General features: G+C 67.8%; 11 protein-coding genes and 1 pseudogene. 6 read left to right on the top strand and 6 right to left on the bottom strand.

Annotated features, from left to right (window positions below; all coding sequences use genetic code 11):
- Positions 1-178: 178 nt before the first annotated feature.
- Entirely contained in the window at positions 179-400 is a 222-nt protein-coding gene (locus ACRYM6_RS11690; RefSeq protein ID WP_432543045.1) for a hypothetical protein, read from the bottom strand.
- Between the two features lie 994 nt (positions 401-1,394).
- Here ACRYM6_RS11690 and ACRYM6_RS11685 point away from each other — a divergent pair.
- The 4 genes from ACRYM6_RS11685 to ACRYM6_RS11670 are packed head-to-tail and all read left to right on the top strand — an operon-like array spanning position 1,395 to position 5,774.
- Positions 1,395-3,497, top strand: a complete 2,103-nt coding sequence (locus tag ACRYM6_RS11685; RefSeq protein ID WP_432543044.1) for a helix-turn-helix transcriptional regulator — start codon at positions 1,395-1,397, stop codon at positions 3,495-3,497.
- A complete protein-coding gene (locus ACRYM6_RS11680) occupies positions 3,494-4,507 on the top strand; it encodes a hypothetical protein (RefSeq protein WP_432543043.1) in 1,014 nt (337 codons plus the stop codon). The genes ACRYM6_RS11685 and ACRYM6_RS11680 overlap by 4 nt, the downstream gene beginning before the upstream one ends.
- Positions 4,504-5,364: a DUF6339 family protein gene (locus ACRYM6_RS11675; RefSeq protein WP_432543042.1), complete on the top strand. Its 861-nt coding sequence runs from the start codon at positions 4,504-4,506 to the stop codon at positions 5,362-5,364. Before ACRYM6_RS11680 ends, ACRYM6_RS11675 begins: the two co-directional genes overlap by 4 nt.
- Complete coding sequence (locus ACRYM6_RS11670) at positions 5,361-5,774, top strand: very short patch repair endonuclease (RefSeq protein ID WP_432543041.1); 414 nt, start codon at positions 5,361-5,363, stop codon at positions 5,772-5,774. Before ACRYM6_RS11675 ends, ACRYM6_RS11670 begins: the two co-directional genes overlap by 4 nt.
- A 211-nt stretch (positions 5,775-5,985) precedes the next feature.
- Here the strand turns inward: ACRYM6_RS11670 and ACRYM6_RS11665 are convergent.
- Positions 5,986-6,783 (bottom strand): annotated as a pseudogene (locus ACRYM6_RS11665) (IS5 family transposase).
- 376 nt (positions 6,784-7,159) lie between these two features.
- Between ACRYM6_RS11665 and ACRYM6_RS11660 the strand changes: the two are divergent.
- Complete coding sequence (locus ACRYM6_RS11660; protein ID WP_432543040.1) at positions 7,160-7,387, top strand: DNA cytosine methyltransferase; 228 nt, start codon at positions 7,160-7,162, stop codon at positions 7,385-7,387.
- Between the two features lie 55 nt (positions 7,388-7,442).
- A complete protein-coding gene (locus tag ACRYM6_RS11655; RefSeq protein ID WP_432543039.1) occupies positions 7,443-8,549 on the top strand; it encodes a DNA cytosine methyltransferase in 1,107 nt (368 codons plus the stop codon).
- Positions 8,550-8,759: 210 nt separating this feature from the next.
- On the opposite strand, the gene ACRYM6_RS11650 is transcribed toward ACRYM6_RS11655, so the two are convergent.
- The 4 genes from ACRYM6_RS11650 to ACRYM6_RS11635 all read right to left on the bottom strand — a co-directional run bounded on the left by ACRYM6_RS11650 (position 8,760) and on the right by ACRYM6_RS11635 (position 14,841).
- A complete protein-coding gene (locus ACRYM6_RS11650) occupies positions 8,760-8,966 on the bottom strand; it encodes a hypothetical protein (RefSeq protein WP_432543038.1) in 207 nt (68 codons plus the stop codon).
- Positions 8,959-9,114 carry a hypothetical protein gene (locus ACRYM6_RS11645; RefSeq protein WP_432543037.1) on the bottom strand — a complete coding sequence of 52 codons (156 nt, stop codon included), beginning with the start codon at positions 9,112-9,114 and terminating at the stop codon, positions 8,959-8,961. Before ACRYM6_RS11645 ends, ACRYM6_RS11650 begins: the two co-directional genes overlap by 8 nt.
- A gap of 1,009 nt (positions 9,115-10,123) precedes the next feature.
- Positions 10,124-10,402 carry a TerD family protein gene (locus tag ACRYM6_RS11640; protein ID WP_432543077.1) on the bottom strand — a complete coding sequence of 93 codons (279 nt, stop codon included), beginning with the start codon at positions 10,400-10,402 and terminating at the stop codon, positions 10,124-10,126.
- Positions 10,403-10,440: 38 nt separating this feature from the next.
- The gene (locus tag ACRYM6_RS11635; RefSeq protein ID WP_432543036.1) at positions 10,441-14,841 is read right to left on the bottom strand and encodes an AAA domain-containing protein; all 4,401 of its coding nucleotides are present in this window, start codon (positions 14,839-14,841) and stop codon (positions 10,441-10,443) included.
- Positions 14,842-14,870 lie beyond the last annotated feature (29 nt).

Here is a 14,870-nt window from a genome sequence, read left to right as displayed (position 1 = left end):
GCACTTTCCTGGATCGGACGGTTCGGCGCGTCGCCGGCGCCACCGTATGGGTGGCGTCTCTGGGCAGAGTCTTGAACCGCCAGCGCCTGCGGTGTCGGGGCGAGGTACCGGTACGGTGAGCCGCTGCTCGACGTGTGGTGGTGGCCTGCGGACGGAAGCGTGAGCCTTTCCATTTGAGTCAGCCGGCGAGGATGAGGGTCTGCACGGCGGCGACCAGATTGCTCGCGGCGCTGGGGTTACTGCAGATCTTGGTCAGGATGCGCCAGTTCTTCAGCTGGGCGTTGGCCCGTTCGCTCGGCGTCGGCAGCGCGGCGTGGGCGCGGTTGACCGCGCGTTGGTTCACCGACAGCGCCCGCAGCCTGCCGCTGGTGCGGTCCTTGCGGCGTGAGGGCTGCGTCACCCGCACGCTGGGGCACTCGCGCTCGGCGCCTTGGTCGCCGCAATCGGCCAGGACCTACACCCCGGTGCCAGCTAGTGCGGTGAGCAGGCCGTGGTCGCGGGCGCAGGCGATGTCGTGGCGTGAGCCCGGCGTCGCCATTGAAGCCCAGATCAGCCACCCGGCCGGATCGGCCACGGTCTGCACGTTCAACCGTCCGTCTAGGAGTCCTCCCTCCGGGGGAGGCTTGCCGGAGTCGTAGGTGCGATCGCCCTTGCTGGCCATCGTGACCCGGTAGATGTGCAGCAAGGTGCCTGGGGGCACTTCCCGCGCAGTGGGGGACCAAGACGACGTAGGCCTTGGCCGCGGCCATCGCCGCGGCCTGTGCCAGGGGCGGCGTCGGCCCGGCCAGGACGTCCAGTGCCTCGTGCACGTCACGGCGCACGGTGGCGATGCCGACCTCGAAGCCGGCGGCCAGGCCCACGTAACGCTCTCCTTTGCGCAGGTGCGCCAAGCACCAGCAGCGCCTGATGCCCCGCGCTCAGGCGACGCCAAGGTGGGGCGAGGCGCTCTCGACGCTGGCGAAGCGCCTCGACCAGCAGGTTCAGGAAGCGGGTGGACACCGGCAGCCCGGGCGGGTGGACAGCACAGGAAACCCCTGGTGATGCGGATGTTCTCGACAACCCCCGTCTTACCAGGAGCTTCGCTCATCTTGGCCACCACCCTACGCGTCACCGGGATGGAAAAGGCCTAGTAGCGCGCGCCGACCACAGCGCTCGCTGTAGTGGGTCAAGGCCCGTCCTCTGGGGCGCTGGTGCGGCGGCGGTCTTACAGCGAGCCATGGACCCCGCCCGCTGCGGACTGCCCCGTGGTGTCAACTCTCCGACGACACCAGGCAGGCCAGGCGCCTGGATTCGCCTAAGAGTTGACACCATTCTTGTCGGCTGGCAACATGTCGTCTAGAAGTTGACAAGCCGCGTGGTGCGGGGGACTAGAAGGCAGAAAGGTGAACTTCGGGATGACGGACACGATGGGCGAGCGGATCTCCCGCGGCATGAGCAGCATGGGGCTGACACAAGGTCGACTCGCTGAGGCTGTGGGCGTATCACGAGCCACGGTAAACGCCTGGTGCACGAATACGAAGACCCCGTCGCGCGAGAACACCGGTAAGATCGCGAGCGTTCTGGGGGTGGGCCCTTCGTACCTCGAGTACGGGGACCTCCTCCGCTCCCCCCTCCTCGATGAGGCGAAGTACGTCTTCCTGCGTGATAAGTACGCGCTGGAGACCGGCTGGTACTTCCGGCCGGCGCCTGAGGATGGCGGGCGCGAACTCGGCAACGCCGCGGTCTTTGCCTTCGCGCCCTCCCTCGTGGCCCTCGGGCGAGAGGTCGGCCAGAACACATGCGACGCGAGGCTGCCCGGTGAGAGCACTGTCTTCCTGAAGTTCACGATCATCGAACTGACTGGCGACCACCTCGACCGCTTCCTCTCCGCGCTGCAGTGGTCGAAACTCGAGGGGCACCTCGAAGCGGCGGTGGACATGGACCAGAAGGCGGGGACCGTCATCCGTCAGGGCTTGGAGGACCTCCGTGAGCGGAACCGGCTCGTGCTCATTCGGGTGGACGACTACAACGCCGTCGGTCTGGTCGGGCCGGAGTCCGGCCGGGGGAACTTCGCGGCCGTCGCCCGCAACACGCTCGACAGCAACAAGAGCGAGGTTGCCGGCGGCTCCTTCGGCCTCGGCAAGGCGACCATGTGGGCGGTCTCCCAGTTCGGACTGGTGCTGATCAACAGCACGCTCTCCTCAGCCGAGGACGGCAACCGCGTCGGTCGGTTCATCGGTCGCATGGAACTGCCGTGGCACGAGGACAACGGATCCGAGTTCGCTGGGCCCGCGTGGTTTGGAAAGCAGGAGGATCCCGGCGCAGTAGCCGTGTCTTACTGGAACAACGAGGCGCTCCTCAAAGACCTCAACCTCGACCGCAGCGACGCCCGGCCTGGAACGTCCTTCCTCATCGTTGGCGCCTACGACCCCGAGGACAAGGGGTCCTCCATCGAAGACATGCACCAGGTCCTCGTAGACGCGCTCGCTGACAACTTCTGGGCGGCCATGGTGGAAACCGACGCCGAGCCAGCTTCCCTCCGCGCTTCCGTGGCGGCCATGCGAAACGACGAACTGGTGCGCGACAGCGTCGTCGATCCCAGTGCCCACGAGCACCTCGCCGCCCGCGTCGAGATGCTGAAGAAGTACCGCTCGGGGGACGTCTCTGACGACTTCGAGGACAGCGAGACCGCCACGCTCAAGATGGTGTCCCTCACCGTCCCGAAGCGCAAGGACCCGCGAGGCGGGCACGACGCGATCGAGCATGAGGCCGTCCTCCTCGTCGGACCCGCCAACTCGGGCGACAAGGACGCCAACCGCATCCAGTACATGCGCGGCAGCCTCATGACCATCTTTGATCAGCCCCTGCACGGGCTGCCGCTGGGCGCCGTGCCCTTCCGGGCAGTCGTGCTCGCTGGCCACGCGGCTGGTGAGTCGGCCGGCGACCGCGCAGCCGAGCGCTTCCTCCGCGCAGCCGAGAACCCGGAGCACAACAGTTGGACGAAGCCGACCGGTGACTTCTCCAGCGTCTACGCACGCGGCGCGAAGACCAGGATCAACGACTTCCTCGCCGCGGTCGGAAAGACCGTCAAGGACGTCGTTCGGCAGCCCGTCAGCGTCACCGACGATGGCCCGGAGGGCCTGAAGGAGCTTCTCCGCATCACACCCCCGAAGCTCGGACCCGATCCCCGGCCGCGCGTCCGAGACGCCAGCGGCTCGCTGGACGAGCACGGCGCCTGGCAAGTCGAAGTGACCGTCACGCTCCCGCGTCGTGCTGAGCCGTGGGTCTTCGACCCGGTTCTAAAGTTCGGTACGGAGAGCGGTACCCCGATTCCCGTCGAATGGGAGGAGATCAAGCCTATGTCCAACTGCACGCTGGGGGCGGACGGCCGGCTGTCCTCGACGCCTAATGCGCGGACCGCTTCGTTCAACGGGCGCACCAAGACCGCCTCGCACCCCGTGGGATCCAAGCGCGCCAAGGTCATCGTCGACGTCCGCACGTACCGGGTCGGTGCGTGATGAAGTTCATCTACCCTTACCGGACCCTTACCGGCTTCATCGCACTCGCCATCGACGAGGCGTCCATCGACGGACGCGAGATGGCCGCCGGCTACTTCGACACCGCGCGGCAGGAAGTCAGCCTCGCGCCGCTCGACGATTCGCCCTGGTCATCGGTCACTATGCATGTCACAGCGACGGCTCCCGCGGTGGAGATCAACGCGCCCGACAGTCCCTGGAGCGACCCCGCTCTCTCGATCATGATCCAGTCCGGCTCCAGCAATGCGCGCCTCGCAGTCACGATGGAGGCCGATCCCGACACCGACGGTGTCTGGCACGCCTCGATCCGGCTCGAGCGGGCGTCGTTCGCCGGGGTCGCCACCATGACCGCGATCGCCACGGCGACAGTGGACGGTGTCCCGTTTCGCCGAATCGGCGCCTCCGACCCGTGGACGCTCCGATTCGAGGACAAGCCGCGCAGTCAGGCCTACGACGCTCTCAGCATGGCTTGGGTGGACTTCGCCAACCCTACCGACGGCGAACCTGATCTCCGCGCTTTTTCCAAGGAGCCGATCTACCTCGTCATCGAGGAGAACGGTCCGATCCTTTACCTCAACAAGGGGTTTGACGGCCTTTACCCGGTCTTGAGCGACGCTCGCCGCCGGAGCGGTGCCGTGCGCTCAGTCTACAACCTCACCCGCAGCGACATCGCCAGCCGCGTTTGGCAGGCGCTGTTCCTCGCCAGCCTGGCCCACGCCGAGATCGACGAGGACACGGGAGAGATTTCGTGGCCCGTTCCGGAGTGGATGGTCACGGTTCTCCAGTTGCTGCTGCCCCGCCTGTACCCGGGGCGCGGCGTCAACGACGCGCTTGTCGAGGCGCTCGCCGCCATGTCGTCCCCCGACGCAGCGGCCGGGCTCCACGCGGATCTCGTTCGCGCCGCCTCCGCCCAGGCGCAGATGCCCAAGTTGATGCGCATGGGCTTCGACCTCCTGTCCGACTTGCCGACCGTGGAAGGTGACCCGGCATGACCACCCAGCCTCACCGCCTCGCCTACGAGGCTCTCCGCAAGGCCACTCCTTCATTCCTCCTCGGCCTCGAGAGTGTCGATTTCACGCCGTACCTCGTGCCCACGAGCCCCGACCTCTGTGTCGATCTCGACGCCGTCCGGATCCTGCTGGACAAGGCCATGGTGAAGTACGACGCCAACCCCTCGGCGGCCGACTCCTGGCTCGCCCCGTGCTTGCACGCTGCCCTTCGGTTGGATCGGCACCAGGCGGCCGACCAGGGCCTGTGGCGCTGGATGGGTCTCGTCTGGGCGCCAGACTTCGTCCGGTGGCGGTTCAGCAAGCCCGTCGTCGCGGGGGAGGACCCCAAGCCCGTGCGGTTGGAGCGCTTCGCTGGCCGTGACGACAAGCACGCGCTCGCAAGGCTCTGGTGGGCCGCGGAGATCTTCCGCAACGGCCCCGACTACGACCCGGTCGGGCGCGCCATGGCCGTCCAGGACATCCCTAACAACTTCATCCGGATCGCCCCTTCCCACCACCGCCCGACTGCTCAGGCGTTCATCAAGGTGATCCACGCCATCAGGGACCGCCCCGGTGACGCGGCCAATGCGCTCAGCAAGGCGACCAACGCAGCAGCGAGCACCCTTGTGCTCGATCTGATGGCGCCTGACGAGACCCAGGACGTCGAGGCCCTGCGAGGCTGGCAGCACGCCATCCGGGACTTCGACCCGCTGACCGTCGTCGACAACCTCCCCGACGGTCCTGATGACGGCGACATCCCGCAGGAGTCGATCGACGCCATGGAACGGCTCCTGACCGAACTGCTCGCCGAGACGCCTCGTCGTGATCGGTCCCGCCCTGCCGGCGGTGAGACGACGTGAAACCTCAGAAGACGCCGGGGCTGGACGCTGCGGCGTCCGGCACCCAGCCGGAGCGCCGCCTTAGGCAAGCCCTGAAAGAGAAAAAGATGCGGTTCGAGGTGGAGTCTCGTCCGCTTGCTGGTCGGCGCATCATTGCGGACGTGCTGTTCCCGGAGCAGCGGGTCGCGGTTTTCATCGATGGCTGCTTCTGGCACGGGTGCCCAGAGCACGGCGCCACGCCACGCAATGATGTGGGCTACTGGGGGCGCCGTGCGGAGTCGGCGCGTGTACGAGACGCGGAGATCGTGTCGGCGCTCGAAGCAGAGAGCTGGACCGCAGTTCGCGTCTGGGAGCACGAGCACGTCTTGGACGCGGTCGAGGCGATTCAGCAGGCGATCGACGCGGCTATCCAGCGCGCAGGCGTCGTCTGACCGGGAGAGCGACGGCTCGGGACAACGGCGGCGGGACCGCATCGCCGATCTGGCGAGCCATCTCGACCTCGGTGCCACCCAGGTGTGGAACTCGTGGGAACCCCGGACCGCGGCAACCTCGGCATGCGTGAGCGCACGGTGGGCCTGATTCTCGTTTGTCGACCACTCGGGGTGGATGTAGCGGCCCTTCTCGGGCTTAGAAGCCGTTGCATTAGTCCGCTAGGGGTGGTCGCCGGGCGCAGGTCAGCGCGACCGCCAACCGTACCAGCGCGGTGGTCGTGGTCGTTGTGCGGTCGTAGTGAAGCGTGAGGCGCTTGTGGGACAGCAGTCAGCCGATGGTGCGTTCGACGACCCAGCGGCGCCGGCCAGGGCGCTGGCTGGAGTCGATGCCAATGCAGGCGATGCGCGCGGCGATCCCGCGCCAGCGCAGGTAGGCGCGACAGGGCCAGTTGTCGTAGTCCTTATCCGCGTGCAGCTTGACCGGTCGACGCCGCGGCCCGCCCCGCCCGGTGCCCTTGACGGCGCGCTGGCCGTCCAGCAGCGGGGCCAGGAACATCGTGTCGTGCCGGTTGGTGCCGGAGAGCACGATGTTCAGCGGCAGTCCGTCAGGGGTGACGAGCAGGTGGTACCTCGCGCTCAGTTTCGCTCTGTCCATGGTGTTCGGACCCGTCAGCTCGCTCTTTTTCGCCCGGACGCTGACAGAGTCGGCGCTGGCGCGAGACCAGTCCAGCAGCCCCTGCTGGCTCAGCCGATCCAGCACGGCTGCGTGCAGGTCGTCCCACACGCCCGCCTTCTGCCGCACCCGCAGGCGCCGCCAGCACGTCCAGCCCGATCCGTGGCCCAGGTTGGGCGGCTGAGGGCACCTCCCGCGTGCGGGGGGACTCGCCCAGCTGATGCCGGTGCTCAGCACGAAGACGATGCCTTCAAGCGCCGCATGGTCATCGCGGCGGGGCCGGCCGGTGCGCCCGTGGACCGCCGGCGGTGGGAGTGGGATCAGCGGGGCCAGCAGCTGTCAGAGCTCGTCGCTGATCAGCTCACGCGGTGGCCTGCCGGTCGTGGTGACCATGGCGTCCAGGCTGCGCCTGCCGCAGTGCGACGCGCCAGAGCTCTGGACCAACTTCTGCAACGGCTTCTTAGCCGCCGAGCCGGAGGCGACGCGCCGGCTCAAGGCGCCGGCGCCGTCACTGCAGCGTCTTCCGGCGGTGGGGCGGCTTTGCGCGAGTCGATGGGTGCGCGCGGCTGCAGCCAGGTGGAGGAATGGGTGCTGGCGGCCTCCAGCCTTGCATCGACGCTCGCCGGCGGGTCGTGGGATCGAGGAGGGACGGACCTCGGACTGACCGGGGTCCAAGCGGGTGTGGTCCCGGCTGGGCGTCGACAGCGGGACCATGGCCGACGAGCCGCCCGGGCTGAACTTTCTCCGGAACCCTGCGCTCGACCGCGCCGGTCTCGTGAAGCTCACGGTTGAGCGGATCGCGCGACTCCCGGGCTTCCCGGACGACTGGATGATCGCCGGGCTCAAGACCGCCCGCTACCTTCAAGTGGTGGAGGCGACACCCCCACCGCTCGCTGCCGCGCTGGGACGGTCTGTTGCGGCGGCCTTCGTGGGCGTGTGAGTGTCCGAGATGTCGGAGCGGCGTTCTAGGATCCCCTCCTATGGCCACTGAGCACGTGAGCGCCCTCGAGGCCGGTCAGGAGAAGATCATTGATCTTTTCGCTGGACCGGGTGGACTTGATGTTGCCGCACAGTGGCTAGGTGTGCCAGTAGTCGGCATTGAATGGGATAAGAACGCCTGCAAGACCCGCAGTGAAGCGGGTTTGACGACCGAGCAAGGAGACGTCAGAAAGTATGGCCCCAGCGAGGGGGTCAATCATCATCTATGGGAAGACGCAACGATTCTCGCGGGCGGCCCTCCGTGCCAGACGTTCACTGTGGCCGGCGGCGGTGCAGGTCGCCGAGTTCTCGAGCACATACTTCAACTCGTCAAGGAGATGGCGGCCGACAATGACGTGAGCGGCGCTCTCAAGGCACTGGACGACGACCGGACTGGATTGGTGCTGGAGCCACTTAGGTGGGCGTTGAAGGCTCACAAAGAAGGTCGCCCTTACAAAGCCATCGTGCTGGAGCAGGTTCCAGCCGTCCTTCCGATCTGGGATGCGACGGGAGAGGCGCTGGCCTCGATCGGGTACAAGGTAGCTGCGGGTGTGCTCAAGGCCGAAGAATTTGGCGTTCCTCAAACCAGGCGCCGGGCCGTCTTGGTGGCTCACCTCGAACGACAGCCCTGCCTTCCAAAGCGTACTCACAAACAGTATCGAACTCGCTCGTCAAGGGACCTAGGCAATATCCAGGGTACCTTTGATGAAGATCTGCTTGATTGCGTGTCGATGGAAGATAGCTTGAAAATTGCGACGCCCTTTTTTGTGGTATCTAATTATGGAACAGGGGGTGATCCGAAGGCTAGAGGTCGACGCAGGCACGATGAGCCGGCCGCAACTGTTACAGGTAAGATTCTTAGGAATCGAATCGTTGATGAGAGTGGCGTGGAGATTCGCAGATTTGATTCATCTGAGGCCGGCCAGCTGCAGACATTCCCGCTTGACTTCCCGTGGTCTGGTAAGGATATCGCTCAACAGATTGGAAACGCGATTCCGCCGCGCCTCGGCTATCACATCCTCGCCGAGGCCCTGGGGGTTGCCGTGGACAAAGATAAGTTGAACTCTCTTGTTTCCGGTTCTTGGGAGCACCAGCGCTCAGCGGCCCTAGAGCGTCGATCTTAATAGGAGACCTATTGCAGTCCGTTAAGGGTTGGGGACCAGCATGGTGCCGCGGTGCTTCACCACCGCGGTACCGCACGGATCACACCAGCCAACCTTCCCCGTTGAACCGGTTGACGCTCGCCTCCTCCGCCATCGCCCGCCAGTACATCGCCGTGAACGCCTCCGTGAAGACGCCGTGACGCTGTCCAGGTGTTCCTGTCTCGCGGTGATCTACGCCATTCGCTCGGCCAGCTCCGCGCGCAACGCCGCCTCGTCCAGCGTTGTGAGCTGCCCGCCGTGCACGACAACCTGCTCGGCGACGACGGTGTCGACGGAGGAGCCGTTCTCGGAGTACGCCAGCTGCAGCGACGGGTCCTGCCGCAGAGTGAAGGCAAGGGTATTGAGGTCGTGTAGGACGACGTCGGCCTGCTTACTCACTCCAGGCTGCGGTGCTCTCCTGCAGCACGGCGCTGCGTGCGCCAACGGCGGTTCCGGCGTGTAGGACATCCGCGACGGTCGTCCAGCGGGTGAAGCCCGGCTCGGTGACCTTGTGCAGCAGCACGGCCTGCTTGACCACGTCGAGCATGCGCGTCGAGTCGCTGCTGGAGCAGCCGGTCGAGGGACGCCGCACACGTCCTGGAGCGACGAGGGTGCACGGAAGTAGCAGGCTCGTCCCGTGAGCCGCACTGACCTGAGCACCCTCCTGCCACCGAAGGACCCCTACGGCGACCGGAAGGAGGAGTCGCCCAACAGTGCGTGGACGCCCCCGTCGGCTGGTGGCGCCGCACCCGGGACGAGGACGACTGGCCTCAGCTGTTCCGGAAAGACTTCGGTGCATTCACCGCCGCCGTGCGGCGGAAGAACGTCTGGGCTCTCGCTGACGATGCGCGGACGTCGCCCGCTGCAGCTCGCTGGCTGCTGTGGGCCGCCGTCGCCTAGGAAGCCGGGCACCGCCTGCGCCTGTGCAGCAAGCGCGTCGAGGCCGTCCACCGGGACCGCGACCGCATCGGTGAGCAGCTTCAGCAGGCAGCGCTACTCGTCGTTGGGACCCTGTCGGCGCCTACAAGCTCCTCACCCGCCGCGTCGAGAGCCCGTGCCCCACCTCGGGCGGGCGTTCGGCACCAAGTTCCTCTACTTCGCCGGGGAGGAGGGCTTGACCACCCCGCGGTTTTGCTGGACCGGCGCGTTGCGACATCGCTCGTGCAGGTGGGTTGGACGTCGCTGAGCACAGGCGGCGGGTGGCCGGCGGACACGTACGGCCGGTAGGTGCAGCTCGTGGGCCGCTGGTCCGAAGGACTGAGCGGTTTCACGGTGGTCACCCGGACCAGATCGAAAGGTGCTCTCCGACCGTGCAGCACGACCGAACCGGCGACCTCGATAAGCAAGATTCCGTGGGCGAGGCCTAGCCGGTTGTCTGTCTTTGCTCGCTTTCCACGTCAGTCGTTGACCATCCCCCCGTGGTGACCGACGAACTCACAGAACCCGCCGTCGAAGCCCGTCCCCGTGCAGCGCGCGGTCCACGAGCCGGCCTCCCTGCCCAGTTCGACGAGGACTACCACGGGCGAGGTGAGCGATGCGTCGACGGCGCAGGAGGATCAGTCGTCCCACGCGTCCTGCACCGCCTTCGCCGTCTTGATGGTCGCATCGATCGTGGTGACGGCTTCCGGAGGAGCGGACACGGCCAGCAGGACCGTGCTGATGTCGTCGGACAACTTCGGGACGTCGATGGAAAGGGTCTGCCAGTTGTCCCCCGTCGGTCGGTGCATCGACTTTGGTGAGAGGGTGGCGGCACCGTCGCTCGAGCCGGGATTGTTGTGGAAGACGAAGTCCTCGTCGCACACGATCTTGCTTCCCCTCCCGAGCAGCAGACACAGGAGGTCGACCCTTTCAGGTTCACCGTTTCAGGAGAGCGTCAGAGCGACCTCTCACCGGAAGCCCCCGCTTCAGCGTGAGGCGGGGTCGCACCGCTTACGCTCCGCACCGTAGGCTGCGGGCCATCCCCGTCGACCCACTCGCTCCCGGTCGGGATTCCCATCGCAGCCAGCCGCGCCCACAGCGGCTCTAATGCCGAGTCTGGGTCGCGGTAGAACGCCGAGCCGCGAATCCGCTCGAACGTCCACCCGGCTCGCTCCAGCACCTGCTGGCGTGCGCGGTCGGCGTGCCAGCGGTCGGGCCCGTGCCAGCGTTCCCCGTCGCACTCGACGGCGAGCCGGCTGGACGGACCTTCGACGACGAGGTCGATGCGGTAGTTGCGGGTGGGGGAGCCGACCTGGTGCTGAGCGCGTACTCGGCGGTACCCGCGGGCGAGGATGCGCTGGAGGACTGCCGTCTCGAAGGGCGACTCGCACAGCGCGAGCGCTTCCTCTCCGGCCTTCTCGATGCCACGGGGGTCGCGGCAGTGCCGGATGAGTGCGGCGCGGTAGTCGCCGTCGGGGAAGGACTCGGGGTCGGCGGAGTGCACGACCCACATCTGCTGCTGAGCTCGGGAGGCGGCGACGTTGATCCGGCGCTGGTCGCGCAAACTGGTCGCGGCACCCGCGATGCGATTCTTCGAAGTACCCGAGTCGAGCGCTGCTACGACGCTGATGACGATGACGTCACGCTCATCGCCCTGGAAGGCGGCGGCCTCACCCACGCGGAGACGACGCTCGTTGAAGCGCTTGGGACCGAGGCGGTCCATGAGGAGCTCGTCGATCAGTCGCGCCTGACCGCCGGCCAGGAGGGTCACGACGCCGAACGTCATGTCGGTGTAGCGGGGGTCGGCATCCAGCTCGGCGATGAGGTCGACGACGGCTTCGGCCTCGGGGCGGTTGACCGTCGTCGTCCTACCACCGGTGCGGTACCCGTCCAGGACGCGGACGGCACCCAGTGCGCTCCACCCGGGTGCGGGTGCTTGGTCGCGCAACGGCTGGATTTTGTTGTCGTAGCAGAGGGCCGACGAGAAGCCGATGATGTCCGGCAGGCAGCGGAAGTGCTCGACGAGCATCACGATGTCGGGGAATTGCAGCCTCGCCATGTCGTAGAGGCTGTTGTCCGGGTCGAACAACGTCCGGTGGCCGTGGATGCTCGACAGGTGGTCGTCGATGAGGTCGAAGACCTGGGCGCGGTCCAGGCCGACGTTCTCCGGGCTGGTCTGCTTCTCGTCGCCGACGACGATCGAGGTGGAGGCGAGTGAGAAGACGGGCAGCGCCTCGAAACCGGCCTGGGAGGCTTCGTCGATGATGAGCACGTCGAACGGTGGCGTTCGCTCGGCGGCGAAGCTGGCCAGCGCGCGGCTGGTCGTCATGACCCACACGGGCACGGCCGTCTTGGCCTCGTTGAGGCTGCGGCGCTGCTCAGCGAGCCAGCGGGCGGCGAACTTGCCTCCCGTCTTCCCGTACCGGTTGACGGCCTGCAGGTACTGGTTGAGCGCCTTGCGCTCGCGGTCGCCGAGGTTGTCGGCGAGCCTGCGCCACGCGCGCTGGCTGACGAGCTCGGTGACGATTCGACGCCGTTCGGCGCTGAGCTCTTCGAGGCGTACCTGCAGTTCGGTGGGGGAGGGCATGGCGGTGATCTTGGCGATCCACGTGTCGCACTGTCGCCACTGCCACGCCACCGGCAGGTCGCCCACGTCACGCGCTGCCGAGGTGTCGGCGAGGACCTCCTGTGCCCACAGCGGTGCTGCTGCCGACAGGCGAGCGCGCAGGTCCCGCAGTTCCAGCGCCTGCGGTGCGACGCCTGCCAGGTCGGCGATGAGCTCTCGAACCTCCCCGTAGCGTTCGGTGGCGCCGCTGCGGAAGGCGTCGAGCAGCAGTGCGCACAGCGGCGAGGCGTCCTCCTGCTCGGACGATCTGCGCAGCAGTTCCTCCGCATCGCTCAACTCGGCGATCAGGGTGCGTTCCACTGCGCGGGTGTCGAAGAGCGCGACCACTTCTTGCAGGCGGGTTGCCCCGTGCAGCGAAGCCTTCACCGGGACGTCGACCCCGAGGCGGCCCAGCGCTTCGACCATCCGTCCCCAGCGCTCGTCCGCGCCGAGCAGCCCACCGAGCACCTCCAGCGGCCCGCGGCACTCGACTTCCGGGGAGCCGCTCGTCAGCTCGGGGCCGCCGACATCGCCGAACTGGTTGCGCCAGCGGGTGGTGAGGGACCGGCGCGACGCCTGCAGCGCCAGCGCCTGCTCGCACAGCTCGACCTCCTGCGCGGTGGCGGGGGCGTGCCCGTCGACCGTGCACGTCTCGAGCGCTCGCTTGGCCGCGCCGGCGAACAGGCCGAGCTTGCCCTTGGCGGCGAGGGCGTCGCGGGCCTTGGCCAGCTGGGTGCCCAGATCACTCGCCGGGGTATCAGGCACGGTGACGTCGTGGCCGCGCAGCGGCGTGCGCAAGCTCATCAGCTGTTCGCGGTGGGTGGTGCAGGCGGTGGCGAACTGCACCCACTCCTCGTGCAACAACGGGTCGGTGAGTTGTTCGCTCACCGTGGCGGCCCAGCCCGCGCTCGCCGCCGTGAGGTGCTCGACCTCCGCGTCGACCAGCGTGCGCGCTTGTTCGAGCTGCTCGACGGAGGCGGCGTCCACCCGGTTCCAGTCGGTGAGCACCGGCGCAGCAGCGGTGAGTTGTTGCTCCAGCTCTGCACGCCGGCTGAGGGCGAGCGCCAGCTGCGCAGGGGTCGGCAGGTCCGTCAGCAGCGGCAGCGCGTAGGCGCACTCCTCGGCTCGTCGTACGCCGATGCGGTCGACCAGCTCCACCAGTCGCCCCAGCTCGCTCACCGTCAGCGGGCACGCCGTTCCGGGCTCGACGAGGTCCGGCACGTAGCCGAGCTCGGAATGAGCGGCCAGCCACTGCGCGACCTGCTGCGGCGTCGGGTCGATGCCTGCCGGCCACTCACCGGACAGGGTCGTGGTCTCGGCCACGCGGGTGGTGAGCATCTCGCTCGTCGTCGTGGCGATGCGTCGGTCGAGGTCGTCCAGCGCCTGGGTCAGCCGGGCGATCTCCTCGTCGGCGTGGTCGCGGTCGAGGCCGTTGACGCCCGCCTGGATGCCGGTGATGGCGGCCCCGAGCTCGCGGCGGCTCTCCTCGTCGGCGCCGAAGACGTTGACGATGAGGCTGCGGATGCCGTCGGGCACCTTCTCCGCGACGCGGCGCAGCGCCTGCTCCTTCTCGGCGACGACGAGGACCCGCTTGCCGTAGGCGACGTAGTGCGAGACGAGGTTGGCGATGGTGTGCGTCTTGCCCGTACCCGGCGGGCCTTGCACGGTGACGCCGGGACGTTCCTGCGCGAGCCGGAGGATGCGGGCCTGCTCTTCGTTGGCGGGCAGCGGCAGCAGCAACGGTTCCGTCGCCCCGGACCCACGGCTCGAGCCGGTGCCTTGGCGTCCGTCGAGGGCCCTACCGACGACTCTGGACGGTTCCTCAGCCACCAGGGCAGCCAGCGCCGCCGGCACAGCGGCTCCGTCCTGGTACAGCGTGCGGAGGTTGTCGAGGAACCCCTGGTAGTCGCGCTGGCGGCGCCGCAAGTACAGCACCCAGCTCGGGTCGACGACGGGTGCACCTGCCGGGTGGTCGGCTTCTCCTTGCAGTGCACCGGCTTCGTGCAGCAGACGCACGGTGGCGCGGAGCTGTTCGGTCACCTCGTCGGACCACGGCTCGAGGACTTCCTGGGCGAGGGCGTCGCGTTTGACGTTCAGCCCGGCACGGTCGCGCAGGTCCACCCCGGCCAGCGGCAAGGTCTGCAACTCCATCGCCCCGTCCGGGTGGATGGACAGGGCCTGCGTCGCGGGGTCCGTGGTGACCTCGACGGGGATGGTGAGCAGTGGGTGGGAGATGCGTGTGTCCGTGCCCAGCCGCCACTTGAGCATCCCGAAGCCCCAGACGAGCTCGACGCTGTCGCGATCGGTGTGCAGGCGCTCAGCGGCCTCGAAGAGGTCGCGGTAGGCCTTCTTCGCTTGCTGAGCCGCCGCGTAGGCCTCGGACCACGGCTGCCACCTCGTGTCGATCCACTGCTCGGCGCGCTCGCGCTGACGGCGCATGTCGTCCCACCGGGCGATCTCCTCCGGGTCGGCCTCGGCTCCCGGGTGCTCGGGCTCGGGGATCAGTTCCGGTCGGTGGACGGCGGTGAGGGGGCCGGAGAGCACGTCACGGACCGACGCCGGTGGGGTGGGCGCGGCCGGCAGCTCGACGTAGTCCACGCGGAGCCAGTGCTGCTCAGCTGGGTCGAAGGTGATGCCCGGCACGGCGGGGAGCTGCCCCTCGACCACGCGGTACAGACCTTCCTGGGCGATGTCGAGGACGGCGGGGTGTCGTTGCGCGTCGTACTCGCTGAGGAAGTCGAGGAGCTTCACGACGTGCGCTGCGGAGGCGATGGGTCCGG

The sequence above is a fragment of the Kineococcus rugosus genome, assembly GCF_050871975.1.
Taxonomy (GTDB): domain Bacteria; phylum Actinomycetota; class Actinomycetes; order Actinomycetales; family Kineococcaceae; genus Kineococcus.
Note: the sequence above shows the minus strand (reverse complement) of the source record. Positions and strands in the feature narration are given on the sequence as shown.